The 20,554-nt window shown below is 69.1% G+C and carries 18 protein-coding genes, 1 tRNA gene and 3 pseudogenes; 13 read left to right on the top strand and 9 right to left on the bottom strand.

The window, feature by feature from the left end:
- Positions 1 to 20: 20 nt before the first annotated feature.
- The 4 genes from JMJ55_RS25920 to JMJ55_RS25935 all read right to left on the bottom strand — a co-directional run bounded on the left by JMJ55_RS25920 (position 21) and on the right by JMJ55_RS25935 (position 3,915).
- A complete protein-coding gene (locus JMJ55_RS25920) occupies positions 21 to 1,127 on the bottom strand; it encodes an Ldh family oxidoreductase (protein ID WP_202828518.1) in 1,107 nt (368 codons plus the stop codon).
- Positions 1,124 to 1,978, bottom strand: a complete 855-nt coding sequence (locus JMJ55_RS25925) for a fumarylacetoacetate hydrolase family protein (protein WP_202828519.1) — start codon at positions 1,976 to 1,978, stop codon at positions 1,124 to 1,126. Before JMJ55_RS25925 ends, JMJ55_RS25920 begins: the two co-directional genes overlap by 4 nt.
- Positions 1,979 to 2,031: 53 nt before the next feature.
- The gene (locus JMJ55_RS25930; RefSeq protein ID WP_202828520.1) at positions 2,032 to 2,940 is read right to left on the bottom strand and encodes a TauD/TfdA dioxygenase family protein; all 909 of its coding nucleotides are present in this window, start codon (positions 2,938 to 2,940) and stop codon (positions 2,032 to 2,034) included.
- 123 nt (positions 2,941 to 3,063) lie between these two features.
- Positions 3,064 to 3,915, bottom strand: a complete 852-nt coding sequence (locus tag JMJ55_RS25935) for an IclR family transcriptional regulator (RefSeq protein ID WP_202828521.1) — start codon at positions 3,913 to 3,915, stop codon at positions 3,064 to 3,066.
- 377 nt (positions 3,916 to 4,292) lie between these two features.
- Between JMJ55_RS25935 and JMJ55_RS32155 the strand changes: the two genes are divergently transcribed.
- A complete protein-coding gene (locus JMJ55_RS32155) occupies positions 4,293 to 4,388 on the top strand; it encodes a cupin domain-containing protein (RefSeq protein WP_407927567.1) in 96 nt (31 codons plus the stop codon).
- 248 nt (positions 4,389 to 4,636) lie between these two features.
- Here JMJ55_RS32155 and JMJ55_RS25945 read toward each other — a convergent pair whose 3' ends face one another.
- Positions 4,637 to 5,338: an IS5 family transposase gene (locus JMJ55_RS25945; protein ID WP_236034063.1), complete on the bottom strand. Its 702-nt coding sequence runs from the start codon at positions 5,336 to 5,338 to the stop codon at positions 4,637 to 4,639.
- Between the two features lie 91 nt (positions 5,339 to 5,429).
- On the opposite strand from JMJ55_RS25945, the pseudogene JMJ55_RS31250 reads away from it, so the two are divergent.
- Positions 5,430 to 5,582 (top strand): annotated as a pseudogene (locus JMJ55_RS31250) (IS3 family transposase); the annotation flags it as partial.
- 155 nt (positions 5,583 to 5,737) lie between these two features.
- Here the strand turns inward: JMJ55_RS31250 and JMJ55_RS25950 are convergent.
- The 3 genes and pseudogenes from JMJ55_RS25950 to JMJ55_RS25955 form a co-directional block, all read right to left on the bottom strand.
- Positions 5,738 to 6,196: pseudogene (locus JMJ55_RS25950) on the bottom strand (transposase); the annotation flags it as partial.
- Between the two features lie 334 nt (positions 6,197 to 6,530).
- Positions 6,531 to 6,779: pseudogene (locus JMJ55_RS32160) on the bottom strand (DUF6538 domain-containing protein); the annotation flags it as partial.
- Between the two features lie 75 nt (positions 6,780 to 6,854).
- A tRNA-Gln gene (locus tag JMJ55_RS25955) sits at positions 6,855 to 6,928 on the bottom strand.
- Between the two features lie 206 nt (positions 6,929 to 7,134).
- Between JMJ55_RS25955 and JMJ55_RS25960 the strand changes: the two genes are divergently transcribed.
- From JMJ55_RS25960 to guaB, 3 genes are all read left to right on the top strand, one after another.
- Positions 7,135 to 8,256: a Ppx/GppA phosphatase family protein gene (locus JMJ55_RS25960; protein ID WP_202828523.1), complete on the top strand. Its 1,122-nt coding sequence runs from the start codon at positions 7,135 to 7,137 to the stop codon at positions 8,254 to 8,256.
- Positions 8,253 to 8,921: an RlmE family RNA methyltransferase gene (locus JMJ55_RS25965; protein WP_202828524.1), complete on the top strand. Its 669-nt coding sequence runs from the start codon at positions 8,253 to 8,255 to the stop codon at positions 8,919 to 8,921. The genes JMJ55_RS25960 and JMJ55_RS25965 overlap by 4 nt, the downstream gene beginning before the upstream one ends.
- Before the next feature lie 437 nt (positions 8,922 to 9,358).
- Complete coding sequence (guaB, locus tag JMJ55_RS25970) at positions 9,359 to 10,879, top strand: IMP dehydrogenase (RefSeq protein WP_202828525.1); 1,521 nt, start codon at positions 9,359 to 9,361, stop codon at positions 10,877 to 10,879.
- A 107-nt stretch (positions 10,880 to 10,986) separates the two neighbouring features.
- Here the strand turns inward: guaB and JMJ55_RS25975 are convergent, their stop codons facing one another.
- The gene (locus tag JMJ55_RS25975; protein ID WP_202828526.1) at positions 10,987 to 11,772 is read right to left on the bottom strand and encodes an SDR family NAD(P)-dependent oxidoreductase; all 786 of its coding nucleotides are present in this window, start codon (positions 11,770 to 11,772) and stop codon (positions 10,987 to 10,989) included.
- A 98-nt stretch (positions 11,773 to 11,870) separates the two neighbouring features.
- On the opposite strand from JMJ55_RS25975, the gene JMJ55_RS25980 reads away from it, so the two are divergent.
- The 8 genes from JMJ55_RS25980 (at position 11,871) to JMJ55_RS26015 (ending at position 20,535) form a co-directional block, all read left to right on the top strand.
- Positions 11,871 to 12,539, top strand: coding sequence for a haloacid dehalogenase type II (locus JMJ55_RS25980; RefSeq protein ID WP_202828527.1), 669 nt, complete (start codon positions 11,871 to 11,873; stop codon positions 12,537 to 12,539).
- On the top strand, positions 12,536 to 13,861 hold the full coding sequence (locus JMJ55_RS25985) for an RsmB/NOP family class I SAM-dependent RNA methyltransferase (RefSeq protein ID WP_202828528.1): 1,326 nt from the start codon (positions 12,536 to 12,538) through the stop codon (positions 13,859 to 13,861). The genes JMJ55_RS25980 and JMJ55_RS25985 overlap by 4 nt, the downstream gene beginning before the upstream one ends.
- 36 nt (positions 13,862 to 13,897) lie before the next feature.
- Positions 13,898 to 14,476: a GNAT family N-acetyltransferase gene (locus tag JMJ55_RS25990; RefSeq protein WP_202828529.1), complete on the top strand. Its 579-nt coding sequence runs from the start codon at positions 13,898 to 13,900 to the stop codon at positions 14,474 to 14,476.
- Between the two features lie 41 nt (positions 14,477 to 14,517).
- Positions 14,518 to 16,092 (top strand): glutamine-hydrolyzing GMP synthase, encoded by a 1,575-nt coding sequence (guaA, locus tag JMJ55_RS25995; RefSeq protein WP_202828530.1) that lies wholly within the window; start codon positions 14,518 to 14,520, stop codon positions 16,090 to 16,092.
- 77 nt (positions 16,093 to 16,169) lie between these two features.
- A complete protein-coding gene (locus JMJ55_RS26000) occupies positions 16,170 to 17,186 on the top strand; it encodes an amino acid ABC transporter substrate-binding protein (protein WP_202828531.1) in 1,017 nt (338 codons plus the stop codon).
- Between the two features lie 88 nt (positions 17,187 to 17,274).
- On the top strand, positions 17,275 to 18,840 hold the full coding sequence (locus JMJ55_RS26005; protein ID WP_202828532.1) for an ABC transporter substrate-binding protein: 1,566 nt from the start codon (positions 17,275 to 17,277) through the stop codon (positions 18,838 to 18,840).
- A gap of 54 nt (positions 18,841 to 18,894) precedes the next feature.
- Positions 18,895 to 20,181, top strand: coding sequence for an ArgE/DapE family deacylase (locus JMJ55_RS26010; protein ID WP_202828533.1), 1,287 nt, complete (start codon positions 18,895 to 18,897; stop codon positions 20,179 to 20,181).
- 63 nt (positions 20,182 to 20,244) lie between these two features.
- On the top strand, positions 20,245 to 20,535 hold the full coding sequence (locus JMJ55_RS26015; RefSeq protein ID WP_202828534.1) for a hypothetical protein: 291 nt from the start codon (positions 20,245 to 20,247) through the stop codon (positions 20,533 to 20,535).
- The last annotated feature ends 19 nt before the right edge of the window (positions 20,536 to 20,554 follow it).

Genomic DNA, 20,554 nt, shown 5'->3' on the forward strand with positions numbered 1-20,554 from the left:
CTCCCAACCCTGCACCCCGTTCAGGCGCTGCGGGTCTCCATCGGCGCCAGCAGGTAGGCGGCGCCGCAGCGCCCGCAGATGTCGCGGATATGGCGGTCCAGCGCCGGCGGGATGGGGATGCCCTCCCGCAGCCGGTGCTCGCGCTCCCGGTCCTCGGGCTCCCCGGCGACGAGCACGGGTTTCGCGGGATCGGCCGGCGGGGTCGCGTGGAGGACGTCGATCACCTCGTCCAGGTCGGACTGGAACTGCCCTTCCGGCAGGAAGGCCCCCGGATCGATCGCCTGGAAGTAGTGGCCGATATTCTCGGGATCGCCCGGCTTCTGGCTGCGCTTGCGGATTGGTGAGAAGCTGCCGCCGGTCAGCGTGCCGCCCAGGATATGCACCATCATCGCCAAGCCATAGCCCTTGTGGCTGCCCATCTCCGGCGTGCCGCCGAGGGGCGAGAGGCCGCCTTCCCGACGGTTGTGCAGATACTCCATCGCCGTGCGCGGATCGGTGGCGCTGCCACCCTGGCCGTCCATCACCCAGCCGGCAGGGACCGGATTTCCCTTGAGGTCGTAGACCTTCACCTTGTTGGCGGCGACGGTGGTGGTCGCCATGTCGAGCACGAAGGGGCGGTTCCGCCCAGCCGGCGCAGCAAAGGCGATGGGGTTGGTGCCCAGCACCGGCTCGGCACCGCCGGTCGGCACCATCATGATGCCACGCGTGGCGCTGGTCACCAGGCCGATGGCGCCGCGCTCCGCCGCCCGCCGGGCATAGACACCGGCGGCTCCGAAATGGTGCGAGTTCCGCACGCCCACCATGCCGATGCCCGCGGCCAGGGCCTTGTCCACCGCCAGATCCATCGCCATGACCGAGACCGGATGGCCGAGCCCCGCATCGCCATCGACGAGCGCCGTGCAGACGGTCTCCTGCACGATGCGTGGTCGCGCCTGCAGGTTGAGCGCGCCCGCATCGCGCATCCGCTCATACATCATCAGCATGGAGATGCCGTGGCTTTCCACGCCCATCAGGTCGGTCTCGACCATCATCCCCGCCGTGGTCTCGACCAGCTCGGGCGCCATCCCCCAGGCGGTGAGGATGCCAGCGATCTGCTGCCGCACCCGGTCTGCGCCGACCTGCATCATGGCGCTGCGTCCTCATCCACCACGGGGTTGCGCAGCACGCCGATGCCGGAGATCTCGACTTCCACCACATCGCCGGCCTTCAGCCAGAGCGGCGGCTTGCGATGCAGCGCGACGCCTTCCGGCGTGCCGGTCGCCAGGATGTCGCCGGGCGAGAGCGGCGTGATCCGGGATGCGTATTCGATCAGCGTCGGGATCGAATAGATCAGCTCCCCCGTGCCCGCATGCTGCACGCGCTGGCCGTTCAGCCGCGTCTCCAGGGTCAGCACGGTCGGGTCGGGGATCTCATCGGCCGTCACCACCCAGGGGCCGAGCGGACCGCTGCGCCAGAAATTCTTGCCGGCGGTGATCATGTGCTTCTGGTAGTCGCGCAGGCTGCCATCGTTGAAGCAGGTATAGCCCGCAATATGCTCCATCGCGCGCTCTCTGGAGATGTGGCGCCCCGGCTTGCCGATGACGACCGCCAGTTCCCCCTCATAGTCGAATTGCGTGGAGACGCGCGGCCGCACCATGGCTTGGCCCTGCGCCACGAGCGTATCGGCGAAGCGGGAGAAGAGGCGGGGAAACTCCGGCACCTCGCGCGGCCCGCCCTCGCCCACATGCGAGCGGTAGTTCAGCCCGACGCAAAGGATTTTCTGCGGATCCGGCAGCGCCGGCAGCCAGGCGAGATCGGCCAGGGCGAAGTCCGGCGCAGCCCCGGCATGGGCCCGCAGCTCCGCCAGCGCATCCGCTTCGAGCACGGCCCGCAGGCTGGCATAGCGCCCGCCGAGCCGGCGACGCAGATCGACGACGCCGTCCCTGACCACCAGCCCGAAGGATGGTCCCTCGGCCGTCATGTAGCTGGCTATGCGCATGGTCGTTCCTGCCTTTCCATGGCGCGGCCCGTGGGCCGCGCCGGATCCTTCGCCTAAGCTGCGCTCCGCTGCGGCAAGGCGCGGCGCAGGAATTCGGGATCGAAGATCCAGTCGGCCATGACTTGGCAACGCTTCATGAGGCGAGGCTCATCGGCCGTGTAGTCGGGGATAGCGTTGTGCAGCGTTCCGATATGGTCCCAGACCAGCAGGTCGTTCTCGCTCCACTCATTCGAATACTGGAAGCGCGGCTGGAGCTGGTGCTCGAACAGTGCAGTCAGCACGCGGTCGCTCTCGGCCTCGTCCAGCTCGTTGATGCGGATCGCATAACCGGGATTGCAGTAGAGCACCTTCCGGCCGGTGATCGGATGCGTCAGAAAGACTGGGTGGACGGAAGGCGGCCGCTTGGCGCGCTGCTCCGGCGTCAGCGGCCCGCGCATGCTGCCGGGGCGGCGGCGCATCTCCTCCCAGAATTTGTTGAAGTCATGCGTCGCCGTCATGTCCTCGAGCCGGGACTTCAGCGCCGGGTCCAGCTCATCATAGGCAGCATGCATATTGGCGAAGACGGTGGAGCCCAGGGCCTTGCCGTCCCGCCGCGGCACCTTCACCGCATAGAGCACGTTCACGAAGCCGATGACGCGGTTGTAGGACATGTCCGTGTGCCAGTCCTGCCCGGCATCGGCCAAGCCGATCGGCTGCCCATTCTCGCGGATATTCGATAGGATCCCGACCTCCGGCACCTCCGGATCGTGGAATTTGCCGGTGACGGAGCCCTGAATCGGCCCGAAGCGCTCGGAGAAGACCTTCAGCTCCCGCGCGCCAAGGGTCTGGCCGGGGAAGCGCAGCACCCCGTGCCGGCCGAGTGCCGTGAGGACAGTGCTGAAATCAGCCCCGCTCAATGGCTGCGACAGGTCGATGCCCGTCACCACAGCGCCGAGAATCCCGCCCGTCGGCTCGATCATCATCGGGGTTTCCTCCTCTCCCGAGCGGCTGCCAGCGTTGGGCTGCCTTTCGCTCAGCCTATACGGCAAATCGTCATTTTCCCACAATATGGGATTTCATGACTTTGGGGGTGAGCGGTGGCGGCCTCAGGCGCGCGTCCCGGGGAGCCTCGCAGCCATGCGCGCCGCAGTCTCCTTCAACTCGCCGACCAGGGCGCCGGGGCCGCCGGCGGGGAGGTCGGCCCGGGCCAGGATCCGAGTGAGGCTGCCACGCACCTCGCCCTCCCCGCCGAGGATGACGGGGACGGCGACCGCGGCCAGCAGGGGGTTGAACTGCCCTACCGTGATCATGTGGCCCTCGCGCCGCAGGGCCGCGAGGCGGCCGCGGAAGGACTTCCAGTCGGCGCCGAGCCCGGCCTCGGCGATCTCGGCCTGCCGACTCAGGTAAAGCGTCCTCACGCGGTGGGCCGGTAGCAGGGCCAGGATGATCAGTGACGCCGCGCCCTGGAACAGCGGTAGGGGCAAGCCGCGGGCTCGCCGGATCCGGATGGACCGGCCTTCGGCCTGGATCGCTTCCGGTCCCTCCTTGTGCACGCAAAGGACCCGATCGCGGTACAGGCTGGAGAGTAGGACGATGCTGTTGGGCATAGAGGCCGCAAGGGCCGGCATGAGCACCTGTCCCGCCTGCAGTAACGGGTCGGTCAGATGCATCAACCGGTCTAGTTCGACGATCCGGGGCCCAAGCGAATAAAATGCGCCGCCGGCGGGAGCAAGGAGGCCAACATCACAAAGCGTCTTCAGGTAACGGTATGCCGTCGACTTGGTATAACCGAGCCGCTCGATCACGTCCTCCACACGAATCATCGGCGAACTCGGCGAGAATAGATCGAGAAGGTCAAAGATTCGGGAAATGCTGCCTTCGCTTCGCGCCGGGGCAACCCCGGTGCCGCCATGTGCCGAAATGGAGCCCTCTCCGATGCGGAAAAAAGGGGGGGTCACGGCGCTGGCCGAAAGGAGAAAAGCAGCCCGGGCTGGTTGGCAAGCCGGGCGCCTAGCACGCTGCGTCGTGGTTCGTGGCTCATCGGCGCAGAATCCTTTGCGAAATCTCGAACCCGAGTCTAGCGGGCTCGCCGCGCGCTGGCACCGTTTTGGCAGAGCCTTGCCGTCAAGCCGGCGTCACGGACGGTCTGTCGCCGCGACCTTCAGCCGTCTGATCATCATGGTGGTCGGCGCTACGATTATGATCCGGCCTATGTCACTGCACCAGCATCCCAGCCGAGGCCACGGGCGGAAAGGGGGCCGACCTCCAGGCCACAATCATCAACCAAACCGATCTTCCGGGTGGCACGCATGTCGTGATCCAAGTCCTCGTCGAGGTGCCTCCAAACGCAGAGGTCGAGCGGCATGTCCATCCCGGCATCGAGACTGGCTATGTGCTGGAAGGAACGGGCATGCTTTATTTGGAAGGGTGAGACCCAATTGAGTTGAAGCCCGGCGTAGGCTTCCAAGTGCCACAAGGGGTCCGCCATAGTGCGAAGAATGGACCTACAGCGGGAAAGATCACGGGCACTCTCATTGCGGAGAAGGGCAAGCCAGCAGCATCTCCGGCCTAGACGCCGTTATGGACCTCCGGTCAGTTGCGCGGCCTGCTTGAGCATGAGGCAGGCGAAGGCGACGAGGTGAAGATCGGCGAGGGTGCTGGCATAGCCTTCGTAGTCCTTCACCAGTCGGCGAAAGCGGGTGGCCAGGCGAAGGTCCGTTCGACCACCCAGCGCCGCGGCAACAGCACGAAGCCACGCTTGGTGTCTGTCAACTTGACCACCTCCAACTCAATCCCATGCGCCTTGGCGGCGTCAGCGGCCTTCGGGCCGGTGTAGCCCTGGTCGACATAGGCCAGGTCGACGCTCTGGCCGGTAGTGGACTGCACGGCCCGGGCCAGCCGCCCAACCTCGGCGCGGTCGTCCGTGCTGGCGGGTGTGACGTGCAGGGCCAGCAGATGGCCCAGCGTGTCGACTGCCAGATGCAGCTTGGACCCCCGCTTGCGCTTGGCACCGCCATAGCCCGCCCTCGCGCCGCTTTCCGGCGAGGACCGCAGTGTGCGGCTGTCCAGGATGGCAGCACTGGGCTGAGCTTTGCGCCCAGCGGCGACCCAGCACAGCGCGCAGATCCTCGGCCAAGGCCTCGAAGCAGCCGGCCGCCAGCCAGCGCTGCGCCTGCTGATAGACCGCCGCCCGGGTGACAGGTCGTTCGGCATCCACCGCCAGGGCGCCCCGATCTTGATCACATACCGCAGGCCGTTGAACACCTCGCGCAACGCGTGCTCACGCTGCCCGGCAGTCTCAGGCAGCAGGGTCAGGTAGGGCGCGACCAAAGCCCATTCGTCATCGGAGACATCAGATGGGTACGGCTTGCGGGCATTCATGCCCCACAGCCTGATCGTTACCCAGACAACAGTCCATAACAGCCTCTAGGGCCCCGAAGCAGCCGGCCTTTCGGCCTCCGCATCTGCAGGTTTGCTGCAGCGCGAAGGCTGGCCAGTGAACCACAAAAGCACCTACCGGCTCTATTCCGAGGAGAGGTTGTCGATCCGCACCAAGCTGCTGCGGCGTAAGCGGGCCTGGCGCTACCGACAGGGGTGTCCGGGAGCGGCAGCGCCGAATGAGATTTAGGCCATGGACTTCATGTCGGACCAGCTCTTCGACGGCCGCCCGATCCGCATTCTGACGACTCCGTTGAAAAAGTGCGCGGCTGCCCGGTCTTTGTGGGGCGGCGCCGGTTCGGGATGGGTGAGCGGGGGCGAGGCTATCCTGGCCCTGCCGCGTCAACTGGCGGGTGCCGGCGTGGGGAGCGGGACCAGCTTCGCGAGCTTGCGGAGGTTCTGGGCGGCAGCGGCGAGGTGGAACTCATCACGGGCACCGTTCGGGCCTCGTAGTCGCGGCCTGCTCAGGTCGAGGATGCGCTTGAGGTGGGCGAACAGCATCTCGACCTTCTTCCGTTGCCGCCGCGAGACCGCGTACGCCTCCGTCTTCGCGATGTCCCAGGCCATGTCGCGGGCGCCCTCGTGGATCGAGCGCAGAAGTTTCCGGGCTGGCCGGTTCGGGCAGCAGCGGGGCTTCAGCGCGCAGGCGCCGCAGTCGTGCTTGGTGGCGCGGTAGCGCATGAGGCCTTCGGCATCGACCCCGATCCGCGGCCGCGCGAACTGGTGCCGGTAGTGTAGCAACTCCTTCCCGCCCGGGCAGATGTAGAAGTCGCGCCGGTGGTCGTAGGTGAAGTCGGAACGGCTGGGCGCGCATCTTGGAGGCGGCGAGCGATGACGTCCGTTGCCGCGCTGGCGGCACCGCCTCGAGCGCCTGCCGCAGGTCCGCGGCGAGGTCCTCCGGCAGGTCGGAGCTGAGCGCGTCCGTCTGGTCGGCGATGGCGCTCAGGCGCGCCGCCAGGGCCGGGTCGAGCGGCGGGCCAAGCTGCCAGCGGGTCAGGGTGCCGGGCTCGTCCGGCTCGCGGGCGGCGCGGTGGGCCTCAAGTTCGGTCAGGGCAGTGCGGCGGACCTCAGCAGCGAAGGCCGCGGCGGTGAGTGCGGAGGTCAGATCGGCCATGCGGGCGAGCGTCTCGAAGGCGGAATCCAGCTGGAGCGCCCGAGCCAGGGCGGTCCGGCGGTCCTCGGTCCGCAAGGATACCCAGATCTCGGCCTGCCCTATTTTCGCCTTGGTGCCTCGCCCCGCGCCCGGCAGGCGGCGGCGCCAATACCAGGTCCGCCCGCGCAGCAGCAGGTGGGCGGAGCGGTGGCGTGGGAGTGGGCTGGAGTGCCGCACCGGCAGGGCTGCCGGCGGGCCAGAGGGCTCAGATGTGTTACACCGCGGTGTCACAGGCGCGCAATCCCGTCGCTCGGTTGGCGAGCGCCCGGCCTAAGTCTCTGGCGGCAATGGGATCTGCAAACAGATTGGCTGGGGGACCTGGATTCGAACCAAGACTGCCCGAGTCAGAGTCGGGAGTTCTACCGTTAAACTATCCCCCAAGCGGGTCCTCAAGCCCCCCGGATGGCGGAGTGGCCAAGGCCGCGAAGCGTCACCACCTCGCAGGGCGCCGCTGCTACCATTTCCTCCCAGGCTCCGCAACCCGCCACCTGCGGAAAGCGCTTGCCCCAGGGCGCACATCCCCGGATCATGCGCCCTGGGGTGCCGCACGAGGCGGATATCCCGGGGAACCCCCAGGCCCAACACCATGCCGGATGACGTACAACCCCTCAGGCTGACAGAGCCCCAGCTGCCCAGCCCGGCCCATCCGGACCGGCCATCGAGTCTCGCTGCCCGGTTCGGCCTGCCCTCCGGCCCCGCCTATGCCGCGCTCGACCTCGGCACCAATAATTGCCGCCTGCTGATCGGCGCCCCGACCGGCAGCGGCTTCCGCGTGGTCGACAGCTTCAGCCGCATCGTCCGCCTGGGCGAGGGCCTGGCCAGCACCGGCCGGCTGGCCGAGCCCGCCATGGACCGCGCCGTCGCCGCGCTCGCCGCCTGCGCCGAGAAGCTCTCGCGCCGCCCGATTCGCCAATTCCAGGCCGTCGCCACCGAGGCCTGCCGCCGCGCTGTCAATGGCGCCGCCTTCCTCGCCCGGGTCGAGGCCGAGACCGGTCTCCGCCCCCGCATCATCTCGGCGCGGGAGGAGGCGGAACTGGCCATGGAATCCTGCGCCCCGCTGCTGGAGGAGACGGACCGCCGCGCCCTGCTCTTCGATATCGGCGGCGGCAGCACCGAGATCGCCTGGATTCGCGTGCCGCCCCGGGGCAGCCGCCCGGCCGGCGCCCCGACGGCGGAGCTGATCGGCTATGTCTCGCTCCCCCTTGGCGTGGTGACGCTGGCCGAACGCGCCGGCGCCTCCTGCTTCACCGAGGAGGGGTTCCATGCGGTGGTGGAGGAGGTGGCGACCCATCTCCTCGCCTTCGACCGGGTGCATTGCATCGGGCAGGAGATCAGGTCCGGCGGCGTCCGCCTGATCGGCACCAGCGGCACCGTCACCACCCTGGCCGGCGTGGCGCTGGCGCTGCCGCGTTACCGGCGGCCGCTGGTCGATGGCTGCACCCTCGATATGGGCGTTGCCGACCAAGCGCTCGGCGACCTTTTCGCCCTGGGCCGGGCAGGGCTGGCGGCGCATCCTTGCGTCGGGCCGGACCGGGTGGATTTCGTCCTGCCCGGCTGCGCCGTCTATGCTGCCATCCGCCATGTCTGGCCGCTCCCGGCCCTGACGGTGGCCGATCGTGGCCTGCGGGAGGGGATGCTGTTGCGGATGATGCGGGCGGACCGCTGGCCTGCTGCACGAGGCGCCGCATCCCGGCGGACCGGCAGTTGAAGGGACCGACACCCGGCGGCCGGGGCCTGGCCACCCGGCTGAAGACCGCCAAGAAGCGCAGCATCGGCAGCCAGCGCTGGCTGGAACGCCAGTTGAACGACCCCTATGTGCGGGCCGCGCAGCAGCAGGGCCTCCGCTCCCGTGCCGCCTTCAAGCTGATCGAGCTGGATGAGCGCTTCCATCTGCTGAAGCCCGGCATGCGGGTGGTCGATCTCGGCGCGGCGCCCGGCGGCTGGACGCAGGTGGTGGCGCAGCGGGGCGGGTCACGGATCGTGGCACTCGACCTGCTGCCGATGGACCCGCTGCCCGGCGCCATCATGCTCCAAGGCGACTTCCAGGAGGAGGCGGCGGAGCGGGCGGTGCTCGAGGCGCTGGATGGTCAGGCGGATCTCGTGCTCTCGGACATGGCGCCGAACACGACGGGCCATGGTGCCACCGACCATCTCCGCATCATCGCGCTGGCCGAGCTGGCGCTGGATTTTGCCCTGAAGGTGCTGGCGCCGGGGGGCGGCTTCGTCGCCAAGGTGTTCCAGGGCGGAACGGAGAAGGATCTGCTCGACCAGCTCAAGCGCAACTTCGCCACGGTGCGGCACGGCAAGCCGCCCGCGAGCCGGAAGGACAGTGCCGAGCTTTATGTCGTGGCGACGGGGTTTCGGGGGCGGTAGCCTCCGTTTGCTGAACCCTCCCGGGATGGGCCGGGCTGCACGGGCTCTCGCCGCAGCCGGAGGACAGTCCGATCAGCCCCGTCCGGAGGGCCATGGCACGGCTACTGCCCTGATGGCGGCGGCCTGGGCACGGACGCTGTCCGGACCGAGCCGACGCAGATCGTGCTGGTCCTCGGGACGGCGCCGACCGCGCGCCGATCGAGACGGTCTGGCAGCGTCTTGCGGCCCATATCGAAAAGCCCGCCGAGCGCCCGGTCTTCCTGGCAAAACGGCCGGCCTGACGGGGCCCCGACCGGCAACGCGGGGCCGATATCACCTGACTGCAACGCTCGGCCTGCGGCCAGCGCTGGACGCGGCACTCCGCCTGGGGGTAAAGGGGGCCGCCAAGGTAGCGGATCGCCCGCCCCCGCGACGCTTATCGCGCGAAAGGTCCCCCTATGGCCCCCGAATCCTTACCCGATGCCAGCCCCGCCCGTAGCCAGCCGCGCTCCCCGATCACCATCGCCGAGGCTTATGCCTTCGACGATGTGTTGCTGGTCCCGGCCTATTCCGCCGTCCTGCCCCATCAGACCGACACCCGCACCCGGCTGACCCGGGAGATCGCCCTCAACATCCCGCTCGTCGCCGCGGCGATGGACACGGTCACCGAGGCGCCGATGGCGATCGCCATGGCCCAGGCCGGCGGCATCGGCGTGATCCACAAGAACATGACGGCTGAGGAACAAGCCGCCCAGGTCCGCCGGGTGAAGAAGTTCGAGAGCGGCATGGTGGTGAACCCGGTCACCATCCATCCCGACCAGACCCTGGCCGATGTCCGTGCCCTGCAGGAGCAGTACCGGATCAGCGGCATCCCGGTGGTCGAGCGCGGCTCGGGCCGCCTGGTCGGCATCATCACCAACCGCGATGTCCGCTTCGCCACCGATCCGGGCACCCGGGTCTATGAGCTGATGACCCGGGACAACCTGGTCATCGCCAATGGCGACATCTCGCCCGAGCAGGCCCGCGCCCTGCTGCACCGGCACCGGATCGAGAAGCTGCTGGTGGTCGACGAGGCGGGGCGCTGCGTCGGCCTCATCACTGTCAAGGACATGGACAAGGCCCAGGCCAATCCGAATGCGGTGAAGGACGCGCTCGGCCGGCTGCGCGCCGCCGCCGCCACCGGTGTCGGCGAGGATGGCATCCGCCGGGTGGAGGCGCTGGTCGCCGCCGAGGTGGATGTGGTCGTGGTCGATACCGCGCATGGCCATTCCGGCGGCGTGCTCGCGGCCATAGAGCGGATCAAGCGCATGTCGAACACCGTCCAGGTCGTCGCCGGCAATGTGGCGACGCCCGAGGGGGTGGAGGCGCTGATCCGCGCCGGCGCCGATGCAGTGAAGATCGGCATCGGCCCCGGCTCCATCTGCACCACGCGGGTCGTCGCCGGCGTCGGCGTGCCGCAGCTGACCGCGGTGATGGAATGTGCCGCGGCAGCGAAGGAGAATGGCGTCCCTGCCATTGCCGATGGCGGCATTCGCACCTCGGGCGATATCGCCAAGGCGGTCGCCGCCGGCGCCGATTGCGTGATGATGGGCAGCCTGTTTGCCGGCACGGATGAGGCGCCGGGCGAGGTATTCCTCTACCAGGGCCGGTCCTACAAATCCTATCGCGGCATGGGCTCGATCGGCGCCATGGCGCGGGGTTCGGCCGATCGCTACTTCCAGCAGGATGTGCAGGACAGCCTGAAGCTGGTGCCGGAGGGCGTCGAGGGCCGGGTCGGCTATAAGGGGCCGGTCGGGACGGTGATCCACCAGCTCGTCGGCGGGCTGCGCGCGGCGATGGGCTATACCGGCAATGCTACGGTCGCCGAGATGCAAAGCAATGCCCGCTTCCGCCGCATCACCGGCGCCGGCCTGCGCGAGAGCCATGTGCATGACGTGGCCATCACCCGCGAGGCGCCGAACTACCGGCAGGAGGGCTGATTTTTCCCCACGACACCGCTGCGCGGTGCCGTGGGGGCCCCGGTTGTCGCTCGTGCCCAGCGGTCCGGTATCCTCCCGCGGCAAAGCCGCGGGAGGTTCCCCTTCGGTCAGGGCTGCATATGGCTGCCACCCGAGACCGTCATATTCTCGCCGCTGATATAGACGGCGCCGTTGGAGAGCAGGAAGCAGATCAGCGGCGCCACCTCCGCCGGCTGCGCCACGCGGCCGAGCGGGATGCGGGACAGCGTCTGCTCGCGGAACCGGTCGCTGCGGATTACCTCCGTCATCGGCGTCTCCACCGTGCCGAAGCCGACTGAATTGCAGCGCACGCCATAGCGTGCCCATTCCCGCGCCGCGGTCATCGTCATGCCGAACAGGCCGGACTTGGCGGCGGAGTAGTTCACCTGCCCGATGCTGCCGCGCTTTCCGGCGGTCGAGGCGATGTTGACGATCGCGCCGGTGGTGCCGCTCGGCTCCGGCATCGCCTCCCGCGCGCGGGTGCACATATGGCGGCCGACGGCCTGCAGCATCAGGTAGCAGCCGGTCAGGTTCACATCGATGACCGCCTGCCACTGCTGGTAGGTCATCTTCTCGATCATCGCCGGGCGGGTGATGCCAGCATTGTTCACCAGCCCATGCACCGCGCCGAAGCGGGAGACCGCCTGCGCGACGCAGGACTCGCCGAAGCCTTCCTCGGCGACATTGCCCTGCACCGCGAGGATGCGTTCGGCCGGCATCGTGGCCGCCGTCGCGGCCAGCGTCTCCGGGTTGCGTTCCACCAGCACGGCATTGCCGCCGAGGTCGAGAACCAATTCAGTGATGGCCCGGCCAATGCCCTGGCCGGCCCCGGTGACGATGATGGTCCGCCCGGTGAGCTCCATCGGGTTGCGCATGATTATGTCCTCCCATCCTGGCGAGGCCAGTCTGCGCGCCGTGGCGGCGGGCGGCCAGAGGGGCTAGGCTTGCCTTCTTCCCAACCGTCGAGATCTCCATGCCGCGCCTCAGGGCCGCCGTCTTCGATGCCTATGGCACCCTGCTCGATGTCCATGCCGCGGTGGCGCGCCACGCGGCGCGGCTGGGGGAGAAGGCCGCGCCCGTCTCCGCCCTCTGGCGGGCCAAGCAGATCGAGTGGAGCTGGATCCTCTCGGCGACTGGCGATTATGAGCCCTTCTGGACGCTGACCGGGCGTGCCCTCGACTATGCGCTGGCGGCGCATGGTCTGGCGGATGCGGCGCTGCGGGAGGATCTGCTCGCCGCCTATCGGGAGCTCGATGCCTATCCGGATGCGGCGCCGTGCCTGGCGGCGCTGCGCGAGCGGGGCCTCGGCACCGCCATCCTTTCCAACGGCTCGCCCGAGATGCTGGAGGCCGCGGTCGCGGCCGGTGGGCTGGGGCCGCTGCTGGATGCCGTGCTCTCGGTGCATCCGCTGCGCTGCTTCAAGCCGGACCGCCGCGTCTATGCCCTGGCGACTGCCCAGTTCGGCTGCCAGCCGGGCGAGATCGCCTTCGTCTCCTCCAATGCCTGGGATGCCTATGGTGCGATGCGTTTCGGCTTTCGCGTGTTCTGGGTGAACCGGGCCGGGGCACCGGCGGAATACGGGCTGGAGGAGGCAGCAACCATCCTCCGCAGCCTCGAAGCCTTGCCGGCGGCGCTGGCATGACGCCCGCCGCCCGGCTCGCCGCCGCCATCGACCTGCTGATCGCGCTGGAATCCCAGCCCCGCCGCCCGGCCGATGCCACCGCCAACGACTTCTTCCGGGCCCGCCGCTATATCGGCGGCGGCGACCGGCGCGCGATCAACGAACTGGCCTGGGGCGTGGTGCGCCAGCGGCTGCGGCTCGATTGGTGGCTGGAACGCATCCGCTGCCGCACGACCGCGCGCATGCTGGTCGCGGCCTATCTGCTGCTGGGGCAGGGGGTGGATGTCCCCGGCGTCCTCGCGGCCTTCCCCGGCGGACAATATGCCGCGGAGCCGCTCTCGGTGCTGGAGGAGCGGCTGCTGCGCCAGCTCGATGCCGCGCGCTCCGGGCCCGGCCTGCTTCATCCGGAGATGCCGGAGCCGGTCCGGCTCGACCTGCCGGATTGGGTGATGCCCGGCTTCCGCACCCGCTTCGGCGACCGTCTCGCCGAGGAGGCGGCGGCGATGGAAGCCGAGGCGCCGCTCGACCTGCGGGCCAACCTGCTGAAGGCGACGCGCGAGGAGGCGGCGCTGGCCCTCGCCGCCGAGGGGATCGAGGCGGTGCCGACGCCGCTCTCGCCCTGGGGGCTGCGCCTGCCCTCCCGGCGGCCCGTCACCGGAACCCGCGCCTTCCTCGAAGGCCTGGTCGAGGTGCAGGACGAGGGCAGCCAGCTGATCGCCTTGCTGACCGGGGCGGCACCTGGCATGCGGGTGGCTGATCTCTGCGCCGGTGCAGCCGGCAAGACGCTGGCCCTGGCCGCGGCCATGGGCAATCGCGGCCGGATCACCGCCTGCGACGTTTCGGCACCAAGGCTGGAGGGCGCGGTGAAGCGGCTCCGGCGGGCGGGTGCCGACAATGTGGAGCGTCACCTGTTCCAATCCGGCGACCGTTGGGCGAAGCGCAGGGCGGGTCAATTCGACCGGGTGTTGGTGGACGCACCTTGCACGGGAACTGGCACATGGAGACGCAACCCGGACGCACGTTTGCGTACCGCACCGTTCGACCTCGCAGAATTGTGCGTGAAACAGCGTGAAATCCTCACACTGGCGGGTGATCTTGTGAGGCCAGGCGGGCGTCTTGTGTATGCAACCTGCTCATTGCTGCCCGAGGAGGACGAGATTCAGGTGCGGACCTTCCTCGACAGCCATCCCGATTTTACCCTGATGCCGATCCATGACGTATGGGCAGAGGCAGGTGGCCCGGGTGTGCCGCCGGCAGAGGGGGACTGCATGCTGACCACGCCCGCCCGCCACGGGACCGATGGGTTCTTCGCCGCAATCCTGCAACGCAAGCCCGGGGCCTGACCCAGGGGTCCTCAGAGGGGGAGGGAAGCGCGCCGCATGATTTGCATTCGCCGTGCCCGGCCCACCGACGCCGCCGCCATCGGCGCCGTCCACGTCGCCACCTGGCGCACCGCCTATGCGGGCGTCCTGCCGGATGCCTACCTGTCCAACCTCTCTGTGCTGCGCCACGCCGCCGGCTATGAGGCGGCGATCAGCGACCGCCGCCAGGGCCATGCCGTCTTCGTCGCAGTGGCGAAAGGGGCGGATGCGCCCCCTGGCGCGACCGAGGAAGGCGGCACCGTCATCGGCTTCGTCTCCGGCGGCCGGTCGCGCCGCCCGGCCTTCGGCCAGGGCGAGGTGGAGACCCTCTATCTGCTGGACGACTACCGCGACCGCGGCGTCGGCCGCCGCCTGATGCGGGCCATGGCGGCGCATCTGGCCGCTATCGGCTGCCGCTCCGCCATGCTCTGGGTGCTGAAGGACAACCCGACCCGCTGGTTCTACCAACGGCTGGGCGGCCGGCCCGTGGCGCGGGAGGCGATTCGCTTCGCCGGCCAGGGTATGGAGCAGATCGCCTTCTCCTGGGACCCGATCGAGGCCCTGTTGCTGGCGACCGCACCCGCTTCGGAAGCGTAAGCTCCGCTTGCTCTCGGCAGCGCCTTGTGCTGATAGGCGCCATGGAAGACCCCCTCGCTTCGGCGGTCCGGCACGACCGCATCCTCATCCTCGATTTCGGCAGCCAGGTGACGCAGCTCATCGCGCGCCGCCTGCGGGAGGCCGGGGTCTATTGCGAGATCTGGCCCTTCACCGCCACCGAGGACCGGATCCGGGATTTCGCCCCGCGCGGCATCATCCTCTCCGGCGGCCCGGCCAGCGTGACCGAGGGCGAGAGCCCCCGCGCTCCCCAGGCAGTCTTCGAGATGGGCCTGCCTGTGATGGGCATCTGTTACGGCCAGCAGGCCATGGCGCACCAGCTCGGCGGACAGGTCGAGAGCGGCCATCACCGCGAATTCGGCCGTGCCTTCATCGAGGTCACGGCCGAATGCGCCATCACCCAAGGGCTTTGGGCCAAGGGCTCACGCGAGCAGGTCTGGATGAGCCATGGCGACCGCATCACCCGCCTGCCGGAGGGTTTCCGCGTCGTCGCCGCCAGCGAGGGCGCGCCCTTCGCCCTCATCGCCAATGACCAGCGCCATTTCTACGGCACCATGTTCCACCCGGAGGTCGTGCACACCCCGCATGGCGCCGCCTTGCTGCGCAATTTCACCAACCTCGTCTGCGGCTGCCATGGCGACTGGACCATGGGCGCCTTCCGCGCCGAGGCCATCGCCCGCATCCGGGCCCAGGTGGGCGAGGGGCGAGTGATCTGCGGCCTCTCCGGCGGCGTCGATTCCAGCGTGGCGGCGGTGCTGCTGCATGAGGCGATCGGCGACCAGCTCACCTGCATCTATGTCGACCACGGCCTGATGCGGGCCGGCGAGTCGGAGCAGGTGGTGAGCACCTTCCGCGACCGCTTCAACATCAAGCTGGTCCACCGCGACGCCAGTGACCTCTTCCTTGCCCAGCTCGCCGGCGTGACCGACCCGGAGCAGAAGCGGAAAATCATCGGCCGGCTATTCATCGAGGTCTTCGAGGAGGAGCAGCATAAGATCGGTGGCGCCGATTTCCTCGCCCAGGGCACGCTCTATCCTGATGTGATCGAGAGCGTCTCGGCGACCGGCGGCCCCTCCGTCACCATCAAGAGCCACCACAATGTCGGCGGCCTGCCCGCCCATATGCGCATGAAGCTCGTCGAGCCGCTGCGCGAGCTGTTCAAGGACGAGGTTCGGGCGCTCGGCCGCGAGCTCGGCATGCCGGAGGCGATCATCGGCCGCCACCCCTTCCCTGGGCCCGGCCTCGCCATCCGCATCCCCGGCGAGGTGACGCGGGAGCGGGCCGACATCCTCCGCCAGGCCGACACCATCTTCCTCGAGGAGATCCGACTGGCCGGGCTCTACGACGCCATCTGGCAGGCCTTCACTGTGCTGTTGCCGGTGAAGAGTGTTGGCGTCATGGGCGATGGCCGCACCTATGAGAGCGTCTGCGCGCTCCGCGCCGTCACCAGCACCGATGGCATGACCGCCGATGTCTATCCCTTCGACATGGGCTTCCTCACCCGCGTCGCCAGCCGCATCGTCAATGAGGTGCGCGGCATCAACCGGGTGACCTACGACATCACCTCGAAGCCGCCGGGGACGATCGAGTGGGAGTAGCGCCCCGCCCCTGAAACGCCTTGCGCCCTGTCCCGCTCCGCGGTGAAGCTTCCCCCACCGCAACGGGGGGACTGACCATGATTCGCAAGCTGCTTCTCGGCCTCGGCCTGGGCCTCGCCGCCCTGTCCGGGGCACAGGCCCAGCCCTCGGCCGATACGCTGGCCGCCATCAAGGCCCGGGGGCAGCTTGTCTGCGGCGTCTCGATCAATGCCATCGGCTTCGCCGTGCCGGATAACCGCGGCACCTTCCGCGGCCTCGATGTCGATGCCTGCCGTGCCATCGCTGCCGCGATCCTCGGCGATGCCAACAAGGTACGCTTCGTCCCCACCACCACCCAGGTGCGCTTTACCGCCCTGCAATCGGGCGAGGTCGATGTCCTCATCCGCAACACGACCTGGAGCCTGGGACGGGAGGCGCAGCTCGGCCTCGCCTTCGCCAGCATCAATTTCTACGATGGCCAGGGCTTCATGGTGAAGAAGTCCTCCGGCGTCACCTCCGCCAAGCAGCTCGACGGCGCGACCGTCTGCGTGCAGCCCGGCACGACGACCGAGCTGAACCTGGCCGACTGGTTCCGCGCCAACAACCTGCGCTTCACCCCGGTGATCATCGAGCAGGTGGAGGAGATTCGCACCGCCTTCGTCAACGGCCGCTGCGACGCTTATACCAACGATGCCTCCTCGCTTGCCTCCTTCCGCGCCAGCCAGGGCGCGGCCGGCGAGGACTACCTGCTGCTGCCCGAGATCATCTCGAAGGAGCCGCTGGGTGCTGTGGTGCGCAAGGGCGACTGGCGCTTCTTCGACGTCGTGCGCTGGTCGCATTTCGCCATGGTCTCGGCCGAGGAGCTCGGCATCACCAGCCAGAACATCGACAGCTTCGCCAGCAGCCCGAATCCGGATGTGCAGCGGCTGCTCGGCCGCACCGGGGAATTCGGCAAGGCCATGGGGATCGAGAACGACTGGGCGGTGAAGATCATCCGGCAGGTCGGCAATCTCGGCGAGACCTGGGAGCGGAACATCACCCCGCTCGGCATCCCGCGCGGCATCAATGCCCTCTGGAACAAGGGCGGGCTGCAATACGCGCCGCCCATTCGTTGACCGGGCGGAGTTTGCTTGACGCGGGCTTGGCCCGCGGCCGAGGCTTCCCGTCGCAGCCGGCGACAGACCGGCCTGACGGGAGGCTTCCATGTACCATGGCTTCATGGCGGCGGCGCTGGCTCTGTGCCTTGCCGCGCCTGCGGCGGCGCAGCGCAACCTGGTGATCGCGGCGCAGACGCCGCCCAGCGCGCTCGACCCGCATTTCCACAACACCACCAACAACAACATGGTGCTGCGCCAGATCTTCGAGGCGCTCTTCGAGCTCGACAACCAGGCCCGCCCGCAGCCGCGCCTGGCCGAAAGCCTCCGCCTGATCGACCCGCTGACCTGGGAGGTGAAGCTCCGCCCCGGTGTCCGCTTCCATGACGGCACACCCTTCGAGGCGGAGGACATCGCCTATACCTTCGCCCGCGTGCCCACCGTGCCGAACAGCCCGGCCCTCTTCACCCCGGCGGTGAGGACCATCAGCGCGGTCGAGATCAAGGACCCGCAGACCGTCATCTTCCGCACGCGGGAGCCGAACCCGCTGATGCCGATCGACCTGGCGGCGCCGGTCATCCTCTCCCGCAAGGTCCATGGCCCGAACCCGGCCACGGCCGATTTCAACAGCGGCCGGCTGGCCATCGGCACCGGCCCCTACCGCTACGCCGCCTGGCTGCCGAATGAGCGGCTGGAGGTGACGCGCAACCCGGAATACTGGGGCCCGGCCGAGCCCTGGGACCGCGTGACCTTCCGCTACATCCCGCAGGGTGGCTCCCGCATGGCCGCACTGCTGACCGGCGAGGTGGACCTGATCGACTATGTTCCCATGCAGGACATGCCGCGGCTGGAGCGGGACCCGCGCTTCTCGCTCTTCAGCGTGGACAGCGTGACCTTCGTCTACCTCGCCCCGGATGCGATGCGGGAGACGACGCCCCACGCCCTCGACCGCCAGGGCAAGCCGCTGCCGCGCAACCCGCTCGCCGACCGGCGGGTGCGGGAGGCGCTCTCGCTCGCCATCCCGCGCGAGGCGATTGCGGAGCGGCTCTATCACGGCCAGGCCCGCGCCGCGGACCAGTTCGCCGCCCCCATCGCCGCGCATCGCTTGCCCAACCTGCCGCCCCTGCCGCATGAGCCGGCCCGCGCCCGTGCGCTGCTGGCCGAGGCTGGCTATCCGCAGGGCTTCCGGCTGACCATCCACGGGCCGAACGGCTTTTTCCCGGGCGATGACGGGCTGCTGCAGGCCCTCGCCCAGTCCTTCACCCGCATCGGCATCGAGACTTCGGTCGAGACGCTGCCGCCGGCGACGCTCTTCACCCGCGCCACCAACCGCGAATTCTCCCTCTTCATGACCTATTTCAGCAGCTACCTGACCATCAACCCCATGCGCCAGGTGGCGATGACGCGAAACCCGGACCTCGGCCACGGCCCCTTCAACCGCCAGCGCTACTCCAACCCCGCCATGGACGCGCCCCTGGCCGAAGCGCTGACCACCATGGACCCGGAGCGGCGGGAGATCCTGACCCAGCAGGCTGCCCAGGCGCTGCTGGACGACAAGGGTGTCCTGCCGATCATCTTCCTCCGCAATGTCTGGGCCGGCCGGCGGGATAAGGTCACCTATGACCCGAGCCCGGTGAACCACACCACGGCGCTCTACGCGAAGCCCGTGCAGTAGCGCATCGGCGCGGGCCGGCGCATGCTGCGGTGCAGCCCAGACGGAGTTGCCCGCATGCCCGATGCCGCCCTGCTCGCCCGCCTCGCCGCCGCGGTGGATGCGAATTTCGAGAAGGAGACCGGCTTCCTCGCCGATCTCGTCCGCTTCCCGAGCACCCGCGGCAACGAGGCGCCGCTGCAGGACTGGATGGCCCGCCAGCTCGCCACCCGCGGCTATGCGGTGGACCGCTTCACCCTGGCCGACGTCCCGCTGGCCAGCCACCCCAAGGCCAGCCCGATGGTCGAGGCCGATCCCGCCCGCTCCGTTCAGGTCGTCGCCACCCATCGCGCCGACAAGCCCACCGGCCGCAGCCTGATCCTCCAGGGCCATATCGATGTGGTGCCCGAAGGCCCCACCGAGATGTGGACCTACCCGCCCTACAGCGCCACAATCAAGGATGGCTGGATGTACGGCCGCGGCGCGCATGACATGAAGTCCGGCGTCGCCGCTATGGTCTTCGCCATGGACGCGCTGAAGTCGGCCGGGCTCGAACCCGCCGCCGATGTCCATCTCCAGACCGTCACCGAGGAGGAGAGCACCGGCAACGGCGCGCTGGCGACCCTGCTCCGCGGCTACCGCGCCGAGGCCGCGCTGGTGCCCGAGCCGACCGGCGGCACCATCACCCGCGCCCATACCGGCACCCTCTGGTTCCGCATCAAGGTGCGCGGCATCCCAGTGCATGTCGCGGTCGCGCAGAGCGGCAGCAACGCCATCCTCTCCGCCTACCATCTGATCCAGGCCTTGCAGGCCCATACGGCCACGCTGAACGAGGCGGCGCGTCACCACGAATGGTACAACGGCATCGAGAGCCCGCTGAAATTCAACCCGGGCATCATCCGCGGCGGCGACTGGGCCAGTTCCACCCCCGCCTGGTGCGAGGTCGATTGCCGCATCGGCCTGCTCCCCGGCGCCGATGTGGCTGAGGTGCAGCGCGGCGTCGAGCGCTGCGTCGCCGAGGCGGCGCGGGGCGATAATTTCCTCGTCAACAACCCGCCCTCGGTCGAATGGCACGGCTTCCTTGCCGATGGCTATGTGCTGGTGCCGGGCACCGAGGCGGAGGCGGTGCTGGCCCGCGCCCATGCCCAGGTCTTCGGCGCCGAGATGCCGGCGCGCATCACCACAGCGGTGAACGACACCCGCTTCTACGGCCTTTATTTTGGCATCCCCGGCCTTTGCTACGGGCCGAAGGGGGAGGGGGCGCATGCTTTCGACGAGCGCACCGACCTCGACCACCTGAAGCAGACGACGCTGGCGATCGCCGCCTTCATCGCCGATTGGTGCGGCACCCGACCGGCCGGATAAGCCCCCTTGCGGTGGCCGGCGGCTTCGGCTGAATCGCCACCGGTCAGCCAGGAAGGATCGAGCATGGCAAGAGGATGGTGGGTCCTCGGCCCGGCCCTGGTGCTGGGCATGGCGGCTTTCGCCCAACCCGCCTCGGCCCCGTCGCGCACTGGAATGCCGCCCTTGCAGGTGGAGCCCGGCGATGTCTGGTCGGATGTCCGTGCCTGGGACGAGCAGGCGCGGCGACGGCTCGGCCGCAATGCAGCGCCGGCCAATCTCATGCCGTCCACGCCGGGCACGGCCGAGCCGGCATCCAGGCCGCCTCGGCAGGCCCCGGCGCCGAACCGGCGCCGGCCGGCACGGGCGCAGAACTAACCCGCCGCTCCTCCCGGCC

The sequence above is a fragment of the Belnapia mucosa genome (assembly GCF_016775475.1).
Taxonomy (GTDB): domain Bacteria; phylum Pseudomonadota; class Alphaproteobacteria; order Acetobacterales; family Acetobacteraceae; genus Belnapia; species Belnapia mucosa.